This window comes from Bremerella cremea, assembly GCF_039541315.1.
In the GTDB taxonomy this organism is placed as follows: Bacteria; Planctomycetota; Planctomycetia; order Pirellulales; family Pirellulaceae; genus Bremerella; species Bremerella cremea.
This window is the reverse complement of the sequence record NZ_BAABFZ010000005.1, coordinates 279,437-297,418: the sequence shown is the minus strand read 5'-3', so window position 1 is coordinate 297,418 and position 17,982 is coordinate 279,437. Positions and strand designations below refer to the sequence as shown.

The 17,982-nt window shown below is 57.1% G+C and carries 10 protein-coding genes; all 10 read right to left on the bottom strand.

The genetic code is table 11. The features are described from left to right. On the bottom strand, window positions 1-1,443 hold the full coding sequence (locus tag ABD890_RS18225) for an SWIM zinc finger family protein (protein WP_345093030.1): 1,443 nt from the start codon (window positions 1,441-1,443) through the stop codon (window positions 1-3). Window positions 1,444-1,591: 148 nt separating this feature from the next. Further along, a complete protein-coding gene (locus ABD890_RS18220) occupies window positions 1,592-4,069 on the bottom strand; it encodes a hypothetical protein (protein WP_345093028.1) in 2,478 nt (825 codons plus the stop codon). Window positions 4,070-4,110: 41 nt separating this feature from the next. Beyond that, window positions 4,111-5,538: a FecR domain-containing protein gene (locus ABD890_RS18215; RefSeq protein WP_345093025.1), complete on the bottom strand. Its 1,428-nt coding sequence runs from the start codon at window positions 5,536-5,538 to the stop codon at window positions 4,111-4,113. Continuing rightward, window positions 5,535-6,107 (bottom strand): sigma-70 family RNA polymerase sigma factor, encoded by a 573-nt coding sequence (locus tag ABD890_RS18210; protein ID WP_345093023.1) that lies wholly within the window; start codon window positions 6,105-6,107, stop codon window positions 5,535-5,537. Before ABD890_RS18210 ends, ABD890_RS18215 begins: the two co-directional genes overlap by 4 nt. A 106-nt stretch (window positions 6,108-6,213) precedes the next feature. Beyond that, window positions 6,214-7,662, bottom strand: coding sequence for a sulfatase family protein (locus ABD890_RS18205; RefSeq protein WP_345093020.1), 1,449 nt, complete (start codon window positions 7,660-7,662; stop codon window positions 6,214-6,216). 99 nt (window positions 7,663-7,761) lie between these two features. Further along, entirely contained in the window at window positions 7,762-11,298 is a 3,537-nt protein-coding gene (locus ABD890_RS18200; RefSeq protein ID WP_345093017.1) for a proline dehydrogenase family protein, read from the bottom strand. Between the two features lie 142 nt (window positions 11,299-11,440). Then, complete coding sequence (locus tag ABD890_RS18195) at window positions 11,441-12,160, bottom strand: AraC family transcriptional regulator (protein WP_345093015.1); 720 nt, start codon at window positions 12,158-12,160, stop codon at window positions 11,441-11,443. A gap of 90 nt (window positions 12,161-12,250) precedes the next feature. Then, window positions 12,251-14,839, bottom strand: coding sequence for a sodium:solute symporter family protein (locus tag ABD890_RS18190; RefSeq protein ID WP_345093012.1), 2,589 nt, complete (start codon window positions 14,837-14,839; stop codon window positions 12,251-12,253). A gap of 183 nt (window positions 14,840-15,022) precedes the next feature. Next, window positions 15,023-16,531 (bottom strand): sulfatase family protein, encoded by a 1,509-nt coding sequence (locus ABD890_RS18185; protein ID WP_345095042.1) that lies wholly within the window; start codon window positions 16,529-16,531, stop codon window positions 15,023-15,025. A gap of 174 nt (window positions 16,532-16,705) precedes the next feature. Further along, the gene (locus tag ABD890_RS18180) at window positions 16,706-17,968 is read right to left on the bottom strand and encodes an NAD(P)/FAD-dependent oxidoreductase (RefSeq protein WP_345093009.1); all 1,263 of its coding nucleotides are present in this window, start codon (window positions 17,966-17,968) and stop codon (window positions 16,706-16,708) included. Window positions 17,969-17,982: the final 14 nt, after the last annotated feature.

Below are 17,982 nucleotides of genomic sequence, written 5' to 3'. Positions count from 1 at the left end.
TTAGTATGTCAAGCGATGAATAGCGTCGCGGCTGACGATCGATAGAGGCTTGATCTCGAGCTTGCGGGTATCCAGGTCATGACGGAAGCGAGCGATCAGCGTTTGCTGCTGAAGCAAAGGAAGCGGAAGCATCGGCAGCAGATTGCAAGTATTGGGCTCTTCGTCCAAACCTTGTTCGGTCAACACCAGGCGTTCTCCCTTGGCATCAACAGCCACCAGCTTGTCGCCTACCTGACCGATCTGCTGATAATTGAGGGCATAGACTGGAAGGCGATCGGCGAGCGGGGACTTCAGTTGCGTCTTCACCTTCTTGATCACTTCGGCAAAGCTGGCATGGCCGAAGCTTTGGATCTTGGGGAAATCCCCTGCGGCTAAGGGGCGCATCGTCATCGTTTCCCAGCGAACGCGCGGGTTCTCATCGCCTGGGTATACGCAAAGTTCGCCGACCTGAGCGACCTGAAAGAAGCTGTCTTCTTCCTTGATGTACTTCGCGGCGGAATAGGGGCGAAAGTTCTGGGTGAGCTGGATCGCTCCCGTTTTTAAGTTCATCCAGGTACCGGTATCGACCCATTCGCGACGGGCGACATCGTCGTAGCTGTTGAACGATAGCTGAACCAGTTCGACATCGGTTTGCACCAGTCCGGCGTCTTTCAGCTCGCGAAGTTGCCACGCATGGCCCAGCCAGGCGGCAATGGCTGATTCGGTCTCTGGGGCGAGTTCCGGATCTTCCAGGCGAGAGTTCAGATAGATGCGACCTTGTTTTACGAGCGAGTGCAAGCGGCCAAGTTGATCGAGTGCTTCGCTGTAGATGCGTTCCTGCTGGGCGGAACTTTTCGCTTCGTCTTCGTCGAAGAAAAGCTTTGTGTAGTGGTGCAGGGCCGTTTGTGCCCCAGGCAGGTAAGCGTCCCCCAGGCGTTTTGCTTGCTTCTCGATATCACGGGCCGCCTTGGCATTCATGTTGCCAATGCCAAGGCGAACCAGATCGAGCGTCAGTTTCTCGAGCAGATCAAGTCCGTCGAGTTGGGCTTTGATCTTCTTGGCCAGTGCCGACTTGTTGACCTTGCGGGGCTTGTCGGCGTCGACCTTCTTTTTCTCGGCCCGAACGGCGGCTTTCTCGCGTTTGCTGGCGAGGGTTTCCGGGACTTCCGCCGGTGTGAACGATTTGCCATCGACATAGGCGTAAAGCAGGCCGAGCGAGTGCTTGCAGGGAAACTGTCGGCTTGGGCAACTGCAGCGATACGTGACCGCGGCAGGATTCGTGAAGTCGGCCGAGCAGTGATAAGGAGTCTTGCCGCTTCCCTGGCATTCGCCGAACAACAACGTGTTGTCGTCGGAGTGATGCAGGGCAACGAACTTATTCTTCAGGACAAGACCACGACCGTTATTGGCAGCCGCCGCGTTAGGGGCTGCGGCAGCGATGAAATCTTCGTCGATCGATATCATTCCATCCATCCCACGCCATCGATAAGAAAAGACGTCCATCCAAGACGAACGCATTTTGGCCGGGTGGTGTACAGGAATCAAGTTAGGGGTGAAGGTTTGATCAAACTTTACCAAACGTTCACCCCTTCAGGTTGTCAGACAAAATCTGTTATTCGTACGTCAACTGCGCCGACATGGTGGCGTCGTTCTTCGACGTAAAACGGATCCAGTATCCTTGGACCTGCGAAGGAATCTCGTAGGTTTGCGGTTGGTTGGCTTGCAGCGAGAGCGTCTCGAATGTTTGCCAGTTGCCGGTCCCATCGATATCGACCTCCAGCTGAAGGTCGGTCGAGCGATCGCTGCTTGCTGTCAGCGTACGCTGGTCGTAGCCAGTCAGCAGGTAAGGATCCGAAGGGACGCCTGCCTCGACGGCGGTCTCTTTCCAGGGGCCACCTTGGCCGATCGGCTTGCCCAGCTTCCAAAGGTCGTCGATCACCCCAGCCCAGATCGCCACACGACCATCTTCCGAGCGAATGATGTGCTCGCTTTCAGCGGTGGCATCGACGCCGGTCAAAACCATCATGCCGCGGTAGCTGCAATAGTCGTGGATGGAGAAAGGATGGCTGCAAATCGGACGAACCTTGGCGATTCCCGCGGCGTTTCGGGCCGGCAGTTCGTAGAAGCTGCCGCCGCAGTGAAGCAAGTCACGCTCGGTCGCGACTTCTCGTGAGATCCGCACAGGACCAAAGTCCCTGGACTTTGTTTCCGCTGTCTTCTGTTTGGGGAGACGCCAGCGATTGCCGTTGTTGTCGATGTACAAGATCGAAGCTTCGTCAATCGTCAGCACGTTTTCAGGAATGGCGATGTTGTCTCGCGTCCACTTCAAGGCGGCGGGATCCTTGATATCGACCAGGTTTAAATCGCCGTCCAGTTCGTACATCCCTTCGTGGACGACCTTCCCATCTTCGACTTGCGTTGCCGCGAAGCCGAGGGTTTGCAGCCGTTCGCCACGTACGCGGACGAGTCCTTCGCTATAGCTGGTCGAGTCGCCGGTGCGAACACCATTGAAGATCGCTGCATCGGCACTGTTCCGGATGTCGTCGTTGCGATACTGGAACTGTGCCGTCGCCTGCTCGCAGGCCTGATCGGTAACAACTCGCAGCCAGACACCGGTTTCCTTCTCGTCGAACGCGTGCCAGACGGTTTCGCCTGCTGGCACCGTAATTTGCGTTAGCTCTGACCACTGGTCATTACCTTCACGGTCGACTTGCAGCGTGAAGGTCACCGGCTGCTTGTTGCCATGCAGCAGACAGAGCGAGCGATGCTGGAATCCGGAAAACAGATAGGGATCGGAAGGTTCGTTGGCCTGGACTTGATCGGCGGCCCAGACGCTGCCACGGCCCAGCGGTGCCCCCAACTGATCGAGGATATCAGGCGAGGTGAACCAGAGGTTCGAGTGCGATTGGCCTGGCCCGGCGACTTTGCCTTTGACTTTTCGCGTGTTCAGAAATTCGCTTTGCGCGGCGTCGTCGCAGCCAAAGACCAGTTGATCATTCCAGCGGCAATAGTCGCCGATCACCTTCAAGTAAGTCGATCGGGGGGCGATGCCAGCCGAGTTTGCTTTGGTAAACGTCTTAGGAAAACGCCAAAACATGCCGTGCATCGTCATGGCAAAGTCTTCTTCGCCGATGTCATGAATTCGTGGCCATTCGGTGTTCCAGCCGTGGGCTCCGTCGTAGCAGTGCGAAGCCTTTGGCAATCGATAGCTGACCCACTCGCCGTCGTCCAGCAGCATTAAGATGAGCGAACGATGATCCCAGCCGATTGCCCACACCGGGTCGGTTTCTGGGTTGGGGTTGCCCAGCAGATCGCCAGGACCGCGAACGTCGGTGAATTGGTTTCTTCGCACGACATTCCAGGTCTTGCTCTTGCCATCCCATTCGGCGAGACAGCCAGAAGGAACGTCGGGGCGGGACTGAGCTAGTTTCGAGGCTTCGCCGTTGTTGGCATAGATCAAACGCCCTTGGCCAGAGTAAAGTCCTTTGCCGTGATACCCTGGCAGCGCAGCGAAGGGAACTTTGTGGGCAGTAGGGTCTGGTCCCACTTTGCTGCCGTGCGACTGATCGTCTTGAAACAGCGGTGTCACCTCCAGCGAGTTCATGTCGACTTCGTAGAAGCCTTCTTCCATGGTCGCGTAGTAAACCTTATTCGCCGGATCGAACAGATGACGAGCGTTACCGGTGAGACGACCTGGAATCGCTTCTGGCGTTAGCACACGAATGTTGCCTTCGTTATTGATTACGTACGGACCGATTAGCAGTTGATTCGTTTCGCGGTGGATCATCCGGTTGGCAGGCGTACCGCCAACGCTATCGGCAAACGGCTCAAGCTGCATATCCTTCGTCACCGAGTACAACTTGTCGGAAGATCCCTTGGGCGAGTGAGGGCTGTAGGTGATCACCCACAACTTTCCGGCCCAAGGAACGACTGCGCCAATGCCGCACTCGCCATGGTTATTCCAGTAAGCGAGATTCGGATAGATTCCGCTGATACTTCGCGGCTGCTGCGCCGAAGCTGGACCAGGGCAAATTGCCGCACAAACGAGTGCCACGACAGCGAGCGTCGCAGCGGTAAGCATCTTTTGCATGGGTTGGGCATCCATGGGGGATAGGGGACAAGTCGCGACGACTAATCGTTCAAAATCAATCGCAGCGTCGGAGGTGGTAACGTGGGGTGAAGCGACCCGGCAAAGCCATGTACCAGCGCACCGCTGATGGCTTCCCGTGTCTGGGGAACGAGAACGATCGTCACGCGTCCGTCCGTATCAGAGCGAATCGTTTCCGCAAGATCGTTCGAGTCGATACGGAACGTGCCTTGCTTCTGTCCGCGAGGAATCGTGAACTGTCCGACCAGCCGGGCAGCTTCCGCCGCAAGCTGATTGCCAGCGTCGACATTGGCCGGGGCGTTCTCCCAAGTCAACATTTCGGGCTGCCAGTCGTCGAGTTGATCGTCCGTAAGAACGTAAACCGCGAAGGTCGCATCGGGCATGCGCGAGGCATAGCCAATTCCGGTCGGCGCCGCAGTAATGTCGAAGGTGGCTTCGCTCACTTGCGTAAGATCGATTGCGGTGAGATCGAACTGCAGGTAGATCTTGCGGTCAAAGCCAGAGAAGCCTTCTTTGGCGAGCTTGATCATTAGCAGGTCTCCGGGACCATAACGCAGCTCGTCGTCGCGGATGATCCATTGATCTTTCCCGCCGCCGGTTGCCGTGGTGACTTGGACTTGCGGCCTTGGGGCAGGGGGCGCGGAATCGGTGGCGAGAAAGGCTTCGTTGACGTCGGCAAACTTCGCGACGCCATCAGCTGAGATCGTCGCGGTTTCCGATTGTTTGACAGAAAGACGTGTGCCGGATTGAAGATGTTCGACGTCGACCAGTCCCTCGAAAACCTGCATGCTGGAAAGACCTTCGTCCGAGACATTCACACCGAAGCTCGTTCCTTGATCGATCAGCACGGCGTCCGGAGTATCGACCCGAAAGCCTTGCGACTCAGGCGTGATGGTTGCCACCAGCTTGCCGCGAACGAGTCGGCAGTGCATCGAGTCGAGGATCTCTAGTTCAGCAGGGCCTTCGATCTCGACCGTTGCGCCGTTGTCGAAAGCGAACCGTGCGATGCCGTCGGCAAGCTGAACATGGCCAGCACCGATGCGGGAGTCGTTCCAGGTGGGGATCGAAGCCGATAACCAGTGGCTGCCGGGGGTGGTGGTGATGGCGGCGAAGGTTGACGAGTCGCTTTGCCTCGGGGAAAGCTGAAACATAATCAGCAGCGATAAAGACAAGGCCGCGATCGCTACGGATATGCCAGAAATCAAAGTGGAAGTCGGACGACGATCGGCAACGGATGAAGAGTATTGCGAGCGAAGTACAGTCGATGGAATTTCTGCCGACGTTCCCTGATGCTGCAGCGAGGCATTCAAGTGCGAAAGCGCGATAAACTGCCGACGTAGTTCCGGCGAGGCCAGGCAGAGCGTTTCTAGCCGCGAAAGTTCTTCGGCCGTGATTTGTCCGTCAAAGAGTTTGTCGCTCAGACGTCGGAGTTCCAGGGAAGCGTCGCTCATGCGGATTCCTCCCCAATCAGTTTCCTATCGACGCATTGCTGAAGTGTGTTTCTCACTCGGCTAAGCAGGCGATAGACTGCATCGATGCTGCGTTGAGTTTGCGTGGCGATCTCGTCGACCGCTTGTCCCGCAGAATAGCGATACGCGATCAATTGCCGATGATGGTCAGGCAGGTCAGCGAGGCAATCGTGCAGCAGTTGATAGCGGCGATGCAAATGCTCTTCCTGGGCATCCAGATCATGGGCCAACGCCTCGAGGAACTCGTCCGAAAACTGCAGGCGATCCCGCTGCTGCTTCTTCCGCCAGGCACGTACCTGATTCAGGGCGACGGTGCAGCTCCAAGCGACGAAGTTCGTGCCGGGTTCGAAGCGATCGAACTCGCGCCACAGCACGAGCATCGTTTCTTGAAAGATATCGTCGGCCGCGGTTTGATCAGGGACCAACGTCTTCAGATAGACCGCAATCCGCTGCTGGTTCTGGGCGAAGAGCTGGACGAACCGGGCATCACGCTCAGAACTCGCTTCCGAGGTGGTAATGGGCGTCGGCGTTGGGGGTTCGGAATTTGGCATCAAGTGGACTCCAATAAAGAAGAGCCAACCCGAACGGAATTGGACATGGAATCTTTCAGAAAACCGGAATTCACATTAGTCGACTGATTTGCTCGAATAAGGCGAATTACTCGACCCCTAATTCCTGTTCCCACCACTTCAGGTATTCTGCTGGCGAGGTCTCTGGCGAGAGCCCGCGCCGCTTCATCACGTTGTCTGCCCAGCGTCGGCTCGCCTCGAGGGTTTCTTGCAGGCGAGGTTCTGGCAGCAGACCTTGGTCGTTTGTTTCCGCACGCCAGGCTTTGACTTCGGCTCGCAACATCTCGAGTTGCTTCGAATAGGCAGGGTCGTCGGCGAGATTGTTGATTTCTTCTGGGTCCGCGCTCAGGTCGTACAGTTCTTCCGCTGGTCGCGTCTTTTCCCAGAACAACGCCGGCGGGCCAGTCAGTTTGCCCTGCTGCTTCAAGACTCGGGCAACCGTCATACCAGGGTACTGTAGTTCCTTGTAACCGCTTCGCTGCGAATAGGGAAGTTCCGGGAAGTCATTCACGATGTATTTGAACTGGTCGGTTCGCGCCGAACGAATTCGATCGACCGCGTCGCCGCAGCGGTCTCGGGCGCCGAAGATGATCTCTCGCCCGGCGAAGTCTTCCGCTAGAAGGTCGCGACCGTCCATCCACTCTGGCACCGGTAGACCAGCCGCCGCAACGGTCGCTGCGGAGACATCAATCAAGCTGACCATTTCCTGGCGAGTTTGTCCTGCGTGTTGCTTGTTGGGCAAGCGAACGATCAGTGGCGTGTGCAAACCACCTTCGTACAGCCACTGCTTGCCGCGGTAGTGCGGTCGTCCATGATCGCCGAAGAAGAAGACGATCGTATTGTCGAGGTCGCCTTCCTTTTCCAACTTGGCCAGCACCTGGCCGACATGCTTGTCGAGCACTTCGATCGTGGCGAGGTATTCGGCCCAGTCAGCGCGAATGACCGGGTGTTCTGGATAATACGAAGGAATCTTGACGTTATCAGCGCGATGGATGTCGTTTGTCTTGACGAAGTCGCGATGCGGTTCGTGGATTTGAATTTGAGCGAAGAACGGCTGCGCTTCGGCTCGCTTTGACCAATCGGTGCCGTCAAACAGTTTGCCATCGTGGGAGAAGTTGTAGTCTTCTTTCCCAGGGCGTTTGAAGCTGGAGTTCGAGTTGGTGACGAAGTAGCCGGCGTCGCGTAGAAGCTTGGTGATCGGCACGACCGGCGCCGGCAGCGGAAGTTTGACTTCGGTTCGATGCTGATGCGTACCGGTCCGAGTCTGATAGACGCCGGTGATAAATGCCGATCGGGACGACGAGCAAACCGGAGCCGTGGAAAACGCCCGGCGGAAGAGTTGCCCTTCCGTGGCGATCCGATCGATATGAGGCGTGCTGACACCTTCATATCCGTAGCAGCGCAGCTCCGGACCCAGATCGTCGGCGATGATCCAGACGATGTTCGGGCGGTCTTCGGCAATCGCTGGTTGGACAGTGGCGAAAAGGGCAATTGCGAGGGAGATAGCGCACAGAGATTTCCGAAAGAGCGTCGGCATGACTGGGATCGAATTGCATGGGGCAGGGGATGGGGCAAGGAAACCTGACGTTTCCGATTGCCCCTAATCCTACCATCGATCCCGGCCGATGTCGTGCTTTTACCGGCGAGGTGCTCGTGAGGTCGTATTGCCGTGGCGGTGAACGATCTCGGTGATCGATTGTTCCCGGAGGTAACCGAGCCATTCAAGGCGACCGTTGGCTATCGCTTCACCGGCGAGAACCCGATGTCCAAAGCCCTTTACCTCCAAAGCAACTTCCGGAGCGGCACCCAGCACGCGGACGCTGCCAGGGGTGCTGTGGCGAAGCTGTTCAAGGAAGGCCGCCGTCGATTCCGTTTTAATCTGTGACTGAACCTTCGATGGAGCCTTGTTGAACAATGTCACGCCTGGGGCGACGCTTAGTTTCCATGGCACGTTGCCCATCTGGCAGATGACGTAGCTCTTCAGCACGTCGAGCAAGCGAACATCGTCCGATTCGACCCGGACCACATGCTGTGGCAATGGACGATAGCGAAAGTCGTTCGTTTCACCATGGAGCTGCGACGGATCGTGCTGTTTCGAGAACATCTCGTTCCACCAGTACCGATAGCTGGCAGCGGCGGTTCGAAGTTCGACGCGATCACGTTCGGTTGGCAGAAGTTCCAGCAATTGGGCCGGAAGGGCATCTCCCTTCGACGTTGTCGCTGGCAATGCGACCTGGGTCCAGTTGCGGAAGGCCGCGACATAGTTCGGACCACCAGCCTTGGCACCAGGACCAACCGACGAGTTCTTCCAGCCACCAAAAGGTTGACGTTGGACGATCGCGCCGGTCGTGGTGCGGTTGATATAACCATTGCCGACTTCGACTTTGCTTCGCCAGGTTTCGATTTCAGTCACGTCCAACGAGTAGAGACCACCCGTCAGACCGAACTCGCTATTGTTTTGGATCTGAATCGCTTCTTCGAAAGTATCGACCGGGATGATACCGAGCACTGGTCCGAAGCATTCAGTTCGGTGATACCAACTGCCTGGCTTCACGCCGAGACGGATGCCAGGGCTCCAAAGGCAAGGGTTGCCCTCGAGCATCTGCGGCTCAAGCAGCCACTCTTCCCCTTCATCAAGCTGAGTCAGGCCACGTTGAAGCTCGTCATGCGGTGGGCGAATGATCGGCGTCACGTCGACCGAAAGATCCCACGCCGAGGCAACATGCAGGCTGGCTGCCGCGTCGCGAAGCTGGTTGCGGAACTGCGGGCTCTCGTAAACATCGCGCTGCACAATCGCCAGGCTTGTCGCCGAGCACTTCTGCCCCGCGTGACCAAAGGCTCCCCGCACCAGGTCTTTCACGGCTAGATCGAGATCGGCCGCCGACGAAATGATCATGCTGTTCTTGCCGCTGGTTTCGGCATAGAGGCGAAGTTCCGGACGCCAAGACTGAAATAGCTGCGCCGTCGCATAAGCTCCGGTGAGCACAACCACCGCGACACGAGGATCGCTGAGTAGCGACTGGCCGACAGGACCATCTTCGACCGGCAGAAACTGAAGAACGTCGCGAGGAACGCCCGCTTCCCATAGTTGGCAAGCAAGGTGCCACGCCGTAAAAACGGTTTCGGGAGCAGGCTTAAGAATGACACTGTTCCCGGCCATCAACGCGGCCAGGCAGCCACCCGCGGGAATGGCATAAGGGAAGTTCCAAGGCGGCGTCACGACCACCACGCCGACGGGCGTCGAAGTAGTTCCATCGTCCCAACCTGCCGTGTCGAGCGAACGGCTGTAGTACTCGGCGAAGTCGATCGCTTCGCTGATTTCCGCATCGCTCTCGGTGACCGCTTTCCCGGCGTCGGCCATCATCACGCCAATCATGTCGCCACGCTGTTGGGAGGCCACAGCGGCGAAGTTACGCAGGATCTCGGCACGCTTGACAGTGCCCAGTTGTTCCCATGCGGTCTGACTCTGCACGGCGGAGCTTAAGGCCGACTCGACATGCTCCGGGGTTCCGTTGGCGTATTGATATAGCTTCAGTCCCGGACGTGAAGGATCGTGCCCGTCCGAAACGATCTCGGTCGTTGCTTCCACGCCGTCGACTTGCAGCGGAACAATACCAAAGGTTCTGTTCTTCCAGTCGCTAACCAACTCGGCGATCCACTTGCGATTGGCTGGAATCGAGAAGTCGGTGTTCGGAGCATTATCGAATGGATCGCTGGCCGTGGTTGGTTGATGAACTTCCACCGCGCGATTTTGAATTCGATTTGGCTTGGCGGCCAATTGATCGGACTGTGCCAACCGGCAGGCATCGAGGAACAACTTGCTTTGCGTTTTCCAGGCCTCCGAGCCGACTTCCAGCCCGAACAACGAACCAAGGAAGCTGCCAGGCTGTGTGTTCTCGTCGAAACGACGGACCAGGTACGCCACTGCCGAATCAAAGTCGGCGTCGTAACAAACCGGTGCGTAAACCAACAGATCGCCGGTGCGATCGCGCATCTCGCGAGCCTGGGCGTTGGCCATGCCTTCCAGCATCTCGAACTCGACACGCGCGGTCACGCCGCGCTGCTGGGCCATTCGCAGGGCAAAGGCGACATCGAACAAGTTGTGACTCGCCAGACCGATTCGCACCGCAGCCATATTTTCAGGACGGAAGGCAAACTCAACCATCCGCTTGTAGTTGGCGTCGGTTTCGGTCTTGGTGTGGTAAGGAGCTTGTGGCCAGCCATTCAGCGAAGCTTCAACTTGTTCCATCGCCAGGTTCGCCCCTTTGACCAGGCGAATCTTGATCTCGGCGCCACCGTTGGCGACACGATCTTTGGCCCACTGGGTCAGCGACTGTAAGACTTCAAACGAGTCTGGCAGGTAGGCCTGAAGCACGATGCCCGCTGGCAGTTGGGCGAACTCTGGTTCGTCGAGCACGGCGCGGAAGACGTCGACCGTCAGATAGAGGTCGCGATACTCTTCCATATCCAGATTGATAAACCGCGGATTCTTGGCGTCGGCCAGCGCGGCGCGGTATAGAATCCGGAGCCGATCCTTAATTTCTTTCAGCGTGGCTTCGTAACCGATCAGGCTGATATGGGCGGCGACCGAAGAGAGCTTCACCGAGACGTAGCGAATCGAAGGATCTTCCAAACGCTTGAGGTACGATTCCAACCGGCGTTCTGCTTCCTGCGCACCCAGAACCGCTTCGCCCAACTGGTTCAAGTTGATACGGATGCCATCTTTCTTGCGCTGTTGCAGATAGTTGGCGAACGAGTTGGGTTCAGCCGAAATGATCACGTGCGACGAATCGGTCTGGATTCGTTTGCGAATCAGTGGCATCACGATGCCGGGTGCGACCTGAGCTGCCCAGACGCCGAGCTGCAACAGGAAGCGATCCATCGGGCTGAAGTACTTCGGCAGGCCATGCTGCTGCACAAGTGCCTTGAGCTGGTGAGCCGAGCGACGCGGGTTCTTGATCCGCAGCACCTGGTCCGCCATAGCGACGGTCAGTTCTTTGCCTTCGTGATCTTCGATCAGACCAGCAACCTTGGCGAGGTTGGCGCGGTCCTCCGCGGTTTCGCGAGCCTTGGATGCCTGAAGGATCTCGGCGGCGAGCTGAACAGCCTCGCGAGCAAGCTGATCGAGATCAAAACCATTCAACGTTTGTTCGGGATGCATTACTGTCGACACGAGTAACACCTGCGAGTGAGCCTGGGAAGAAATCCATTTCCTGAATTCTAGAGAGAAGGGCTCTGCGCAGTATTGAACATTTTGAATGTCATAGACGCTCGTTTCCGCCAAAAATCGAAACGCGAAAAAGGCTCCAATTTCCCTAACCCAGCTTCTGGTGGGACTTTCGGTACGCCAATGGCGTTTGATTTGCCGTTGCGCCAAAGTGCCGTGTGAAGGCACTTTGATCGCTAAAACCACACGCCAAAGCGATCTCTGACAAGGACTGTTCAGTGGACGCGAGAAGTTGCGTCGCCAGGTCGAGGCGGACCTTCATCACGAACTTCTTCGTCGAAAGCCGAAATACGCGTCGCATTCGTCGATCGAGCTGCGTCGTGGAAAGTCCGACTTGTTCTGCGAGCTCTTCCGTTTTCAGCGGTTCCGAAATGTGGGTTCGGATGTAATCGACGGTTACCCGCAGGTCGGCCAGTTCTAGATCGCTGTCGTTGGGGTGCTTTAAGTCCTGCGAAACCCCAACCACACCGGTGGTCTCGCCATCGTCTTTCAAAATGGGGAACTTATTTGAGAGATACCAGCCGAGCGATCCGTCGACATTCGAGATCAATTCGAGTTGGTCACGTAGCGGCTGACCCGTGCGGAGGACTTCGCGGTCCTGGTCGTCGTAGACCTTGGCAAGTTCGGCCGGGAAATAGTCCGACGCGGTTTTCCCGATCAACTCGCTGGGATCAGTAACACCCAGGCGTTCGGCGAACGCATGATTCACGAAAGTATAACGTCCTGCGGTATCCTTCACGCAATAGACGACGTCACCCAGGCAATCAAAAAGTTGATCGACCAGGCCATCTTGGAACTCGCGATTCATCGGCATCCAGCTTCAATTCGAGAGGGCAATATTTCGAATGGTCTATTGTTATCGGGTGGATCAATTCTCTACCAGCACCGCTCTAGAGAACTACGTGCTGGAAGTTTCGCTCTCGGAAGGGGGGAAGTCGTAAACGGTGAGCCCTGCCAGGTCTTTCGGGGCAGGACCGAAGAGGTAGCTAGCGACGTAGCCGACCACGAAGCAAACCGACAATCCCGCTACGGGAAACACAAAACTGGTGAAGCTAGAGAATTTCCACAAGCAGACCATGGCCGCCGCACCGACGATCGCCCCGGCCAAAGCTCCGGCCTGATTCGTGCGGCGGGTGAATGCACCTAACAAGAAGAGACCGCCCAGGATTCCCATGAAGATCCCGACGATCAAAATGAACGAGTCGAACAACGATCGAATCGTCGGATCGACAAACATCAACCCGAGCATCGTGCCGATGGTCCCGACTAGAAAAGTGCATGCCCGGGCAGCGTTCAGATAGGCGCGTTCCGATTGGCAGAAATTATTGGGACGCAGGAAGTCGACAATGATGGTCGTTGCCGACGAGTTCATACTGGTCGAGATCGTTGACTGGGCCGCGGCGAAAACACCGGCCACGATCAAACCGGCCAGACCAATCGGAATTTCTCGAGCAATGAACAGCGGAAAGATCTGATCGGTTGTGATCAGTGCGTCCAGTCGTTCAGGATTGCTGTGATAGAACGCATAGAGCGACGTCCCGATTCCAAAGAACAGCAGCGTCGCCGGTATGGTCAAAACGGCACTGATCCAGATCGATCGGGCCGCGAGCTTTTCGGTCGGGGTCGTCACGTAACGTTGCACGACCGCTTGATCGGCAGTGTACGAAGAGATGTTCTGGGCAACCGCTCCCAAGACAATCACCCAGAAGGCGACCTGGGCCGTGCCGACTTCGAGATTCCAGTTCGCCAGGTTGAACTTGTCGGCCGACTGCGAGATTTCCCAGAAGCCTGCCATCCCGCCGTCGACGCCGGCAATCAGCAACGCGATCGCCAGGATCGCTCCGCCCAGCAGCACAAAGGTTTGGATGGTATCGGTCCAGATGACTGCTTCAATGCCTCCCATCGTGCAGTAGGCAACGCTGAGGACCCCCATCAGCAAGACCGACTGCACCGGCGAAAGAGGCGTCGCCACGGCCAGCGCCAACGCAGTAAGCGACATCACAATCGCCATGCGAAATAAATGAAACGATACGAAGCTGGCACTGGCCAGAATCCGCGTGCCATAACCGAAACGCTTGTGGAGGTATTCGTAAGCACTGGTCGCATCAATTCGGCGATAGAAGGGGAGGGCGACATAAACCGCCAGAATCGCGACGATTGGAATCGTGAAGTTGCCCAGCGCGTAGACCCAATCTTGCGCGAATGCTTTGGAGGGCAATCCGGTGAAAGTCAACGAGCTGAGCATCGTGGCGAAGATGCTGCACCCAGCCGCCCACCACGGGATTTGCTTCCCGCCACGAAAGTAGTCGTCGGTGTTTTTGTTTTTCTGCGTGAAGTACACCCCAACCCCGACCATCGCCAGCAAGTAACCAAACAGCACAACGTAGTTGACCATGCCGAAGCTTTTGCCTGTGGTGTTTGGCGTGATCTTCCAGATATGGGGCGACCGAACACGGGGACGGACTTCGCCACTAGGCAAGATAATCGAATCGCCCCAGGGAACGGCAATGGTCGTAACCAGGTTCTCCGGCGTTTCTCCGAGGGAGTTCCAGGTATCGGTGATCGCATGGTAAGCAAACGCTTCTCGCGGAAAGCCTGGGTGGTCGTCCTTCAGTTCGTCAACGCGGTCCCAGTTGCTCTCGTCGGCACTGCCGAGCACGAAGATATGGCTCTGCCCAACGGCGGCCGCTTCGCCCGCCATCATTACGCGGGGAGCATCCGAGCGCTGCTTCCAGACGTTGGTGCGAGGATTATATTGCCAGACATCTTGAAGGAACTCGACCTGGCCGGCTTCTTCACGCCGGCCACCAATCACGTAAAGCGACGCGTCGAAGCCGTCGTGTTGTGCGGCCACCAGGTTGAAGGCCCGGGTCGGACCAGGCAGCACGGGAAGCTCGTTCCACTTCCAGTTCTTCGGTTCGCCAGACTGAGTGAGGTCGAGCGACCATAGCTTGTTCGTTGCACTGGCGAGGCCGGTCCCTGACTGCCCGCATGCTACGTAAACCTTGTCGCCAAGTCGTGCAGCCTGACCGTAGGCCATCGGCTGTGGGAGGGGAGCAACCTCAAGAGTTGAAAGCTTGTCGTTCGACCAACTCAGGAAGTAGCAGTCTGCATAAACGGACTCCGCATCCGCGCCACCGATGCATAGCACGCCTTGCGAAGTATGGACCGCGGCGCCATAAGCGATCGGACGAGGAAGCTTGCCAGCGGTTTGCCACTGATAGCCGTCATTCGTTTGCGAAAGAACGTAGACGTCGTCGACCCACTGCTTGGCCGATTCCCAAACTGGTCGCGGGAAATTCGCTCCGCCGCCAACAATCAAGCAGTCGTTGTGAACGCCTGCCATTGGACCGGCCACCCCCAAATCGTTTGGCAGGGCTGGGAGTTCTTCCCACTGAAGTTGCGTCTCTGCCTGGCAGACGAGAGGGCATAACAATAGAAACAGGCCAGCAGCAAGCTCTAGCCAGAGTGGGCGTCGGTGGGGCATCGAAGGCTTTCTTGGCTTGACGAGTGGGGTGATCCAAGAGGGGAAGCGAAGGGGGCCTGACCATACTGGCAAACAACCGAGAAAAACTCAATCGGCCGAATATATTTCTGTCTGCACGAGCGCACGAAAAAGGCCCTCTCGCTCGGGCGAAAGGGCCTTAAGGGTCGTCGGCAGAAAGATAAATTACTGGTAGTCCCACTTCATGATCCAAGGATCATCCAGCTCTTTCTGCTTGGCTTTCAGCTTCGCTTTGTACTGCTCGAGCACTTCGGCATAGGCTGGATCGTTGGCCAGGTTCAGCGATTCGTGCGGGTCGGTTTCCATGTTGAAAAGCTCGAATTCCGGGCGATGAATGTACTCGCCAACGGTTCGCGTACCGTATGGTGCGTCTTCCCCTTTTTGGTATTGAGCTTGCCAACTGGAAGCAGCCCACAGGTCCGAAGCGAAGGGATAGTCGAGCTTGTGCGCGATGTTCCAGATCAACTTGAACCGCTTGTCGCGATAGACTCGCATGGGGTAATACATCTGGATTTCGTGGAAGGTATGCGACGCGAAAATCGAATCGTGCGTCGTTGCTTCTGGATCGCCCAGTAGCGGAATCCACGAGCGACCGTGGTACTCGTTGAATTTGTTGCCGCCGCTACGATTCTCTTGGAGCGCTTCTCCACGCTTTTTCCAGAACGCATTCGCGTTGATTGGGTTCTTGGGACGGTGGGCTTCCCGATCGAGCGCCCCGGCGAAGTCGAGCAGCGATGGAGTGATGTCGACATGGCTGATCATCGCTTCGGTTTTGACGCCCCGATTCTTCTCGTACGGATCACGCACGACGAAAGGAACCCGCAGGCCTCCTTCGTAAACGGTCGTCTTTCCGCCCGAGAACGCCATGCCATGATCTGCGGTGAAAACAATCATCGTCTTGTCGTACAGACCATTCTCTTTCAGGATCTCGACCAATCGTCCGAGGCCCTGGTCGATACGCGAGACCGATTGGTAATATTGCGCCAGTTCTTCGCGCGTGTCTGGCGTGTCAGGAAGGAATTCGGGGATCGGCACTTCGGCTGGATCGTAGAACACTTCATCGACGCCTGGGTAAGCCTTCTTGTTCGGCTTGTTGCCAAACAGGTTCGGCTTCAGTTCCAGCGACGAAGTCTTGTCGACGCCTCCGCCACGATGTGGATCGCTGGTGGCGAAGTAAAGGAAGAAGGGATGCTCGCTATTTTCCGTGATGAACTCGCGGCAGTTTTCCGCCATCTCGACCGTCGAGCGTTCGTTGGCTGGAATGGTTTTCTCGAAGTGAAAGACCGCTTCTGGGGCGACGTGATACTTGCCACATCGTGCCGTGCGATAGCCGGCGTCGGCCATCAAACGGGGAAGGGCCAGGCTCACCACGTCGTGATACGACGAGAACTTATGAAAGTGATGCGTGTGACCATACTGCCCATTCATATGATTGTGCAGACCGGTCATCACCACCGAGCGACTGGCGCTGCAACTGGCCGTGGTGGCAAATGCGTTGAGGAACACGGTTCCGTCGGCGGCCAGCTTGTCGATGTTCGGTGTCTTGGCAATCGGATCGCCATAGCAGCCGAGCGTAGGGCTCTCGTCGTCCGTGATGAAGAAGATAACGTTGCGATCGGGACGCTTGGCATCTTCCGCGCCCAGGCAGGCAGCCGTGGGCAAAAAGACCAACATCAACAAGAACAGATGTCGCGCAAGCGATTGGGGCGTTCGATTCAAGGAGCACCTCGTCGAATAGAGCGTTCAGGGCAGGGGGATGTGAGGAAAGCACGTTCATCTTAACCCAAAGTACCACCCATTGCAGTGGTGATTCGGGTAAAAAGTCCTCGCGTGGATCGTTCGCCCTGACTAAATGAAACGGGCCGGCGAGTAGGGAAGAGGATCGATATGCGGCGAAGCATGCGTGACCAGTTCCGCGACCAGTTTGCCGGTCGCCGTGGCCATGCTCAAGCCAAGCATATTGTGCCCAGTTGCCAGAAATGCGTTCTCAAGACGCGGGGCCCGGCCGATGATAGGCAGGCTGTCCCACGTCATCGGACGCCAACCATACCAGGTTTGCTGTGTCTCGTTGGTGGAAGGAGATCGCAGGTAGGGCTCGGCTGACGTGCGAAGCTGCGCGATACGATTTTGCGGAATCGATTCGTCGTAGCCACAAAACTCCATCATCGATCCAAGTCGATAGCCCCCGTCGAACGGCGAAACGCCCACCTTGTGTTCCGGCAGAAGCATCGGATAACGAGGGCAAGGATCAGGACGCGACATCGTGACCGAATAGCCTTTGCCAGGCTCGATCGGAATGCGGCATTCCAAAGCTTTGCCGAGCCGAGTGCTCCAGGCACCGGTCGCGATCACGAAGCGATCCGCCTCAAGCACACCGTGCGACGTGTGAAGGCGAGCGATTCGCCCGCCGGTCTTCTCGATATTCTGTAGCTCGCAGTTTTCGAGGAACGTCACGCCGCGCTGTTTCAAGAGTTCCGCCCATTGCGAATTGAGCAAGTCAGGTCGAACCGAGGCGTCTCCTTCGTAATGGAACGCTCCGGCGAGATTGTCTTTCAGGGCGGGCTCGAACTGGGCAAGCTCGCTGCCATCGATTCGCTTGGCCGAAACCCCAAAGTGATCGGTCAGCATTCGGTCGGTTTCCGCGAAGCCGCGCATCCCCTTTTCCGACTGCAAGACATACAGCAGGCCAGTCTCTTTCCATTCGCAATGAATCGGCTCGCTCTTCAGCAGTGCGCGATATTCACTCATGGCGGAATCGAGGATCGCTTTGAGTGCCACGCCAGCGGTGATCATCTGACGATGATTGCAGCGTCGGGCGAATTGCCACATCCAGTTCCACATCGCAGGGCTGAAGCGAGGTTTGACTCGGAACGGAGCATTCGGCTGGAACAGCGACTTGAACGCCGTGCCAAGGGCCTCGGGCTCGGTCAGCGGCAGCACATGGCTTGGGCAGATGTAGCCGCAATTGCCATGGGAACACGCGCCGGCGATGGTCGAACGATCGATCACCGTCACCTTCAGGCCCTGTTTGCTGAGGTAATGCGCACACGCAATACCTACGATGCCAGAGCCAACAATCAGCACATGTTCAGGACGCGATGCCGAAATCATCGAGCGTGTTCCCA

Bases quoted from the DNA above. Each gene is read 5' to 3' on its own strand.
- ABD890_RS18225 (WP_345093030.1), bottom strand. From the start codon at position 1,443: ATGATATCGATCGACGAAGATTTCATCGCTGCCGCAGCCCCTAACGCG.
- ABD890_RS18220 (WP_345093028.1), bottom strand. From the start codon at position 4,069: ATGCAAAAGATGCTTACCGCTGCGACGCTCGCTGTCGTGGCACTCGTT.
- ABD890_RS18215 (WP_345093025.1), bottom strand. From the start codon at position 5,538: ATGAGCGACGCTTCCCTGGAACTCCGACGTCTGAGCGACAAACTCTTT.
- ABD890_RS18210 (WP_345093023.1), bottom strand. From the start codon at position 6,107: ATGCCAAATTCCGAACCCCCAACGCCGACGCCCATTACCACCTCGGAA.
- ABD890_RS18205 (WP_345093020.1), bottom strand. From the start codon at position 7,662: ATGCCGACGCTCTTTCGGAAATCTCTGTGCGCTATCTCCCTCGCAATT.
- ABD890_RS18195 (WP_345093015.1), bottom strand. From the start codon at position 12,160: ATGAATCGCGAGTTCCAAGATGGCCTGGTCGATCAACTTTTTGATTGC.
- ABD890_RS18190 (WP_345093012.1), bottom strand. From the start codon at position 14,839: ATGCCCCACCGACGCCCACTCTGGCTAGAGCTTGCTGCTGGCCTGTTT.
- ABD890_RS18185 (WP_345095042.1), bottom strand. From the start codon at position 16,531: ATGTTGGTCTTTTTGCCCACGGCTGCCTGCCTGGGCGCGGAAGATGCC.
- ABD890_RS18180 (WP_345093009.1), bottom strand. From the start codon at position 17,968: ATGATTTCGGCATCGCGTCCTGAACATGTGCTGATTGTTGGCTCTGGC.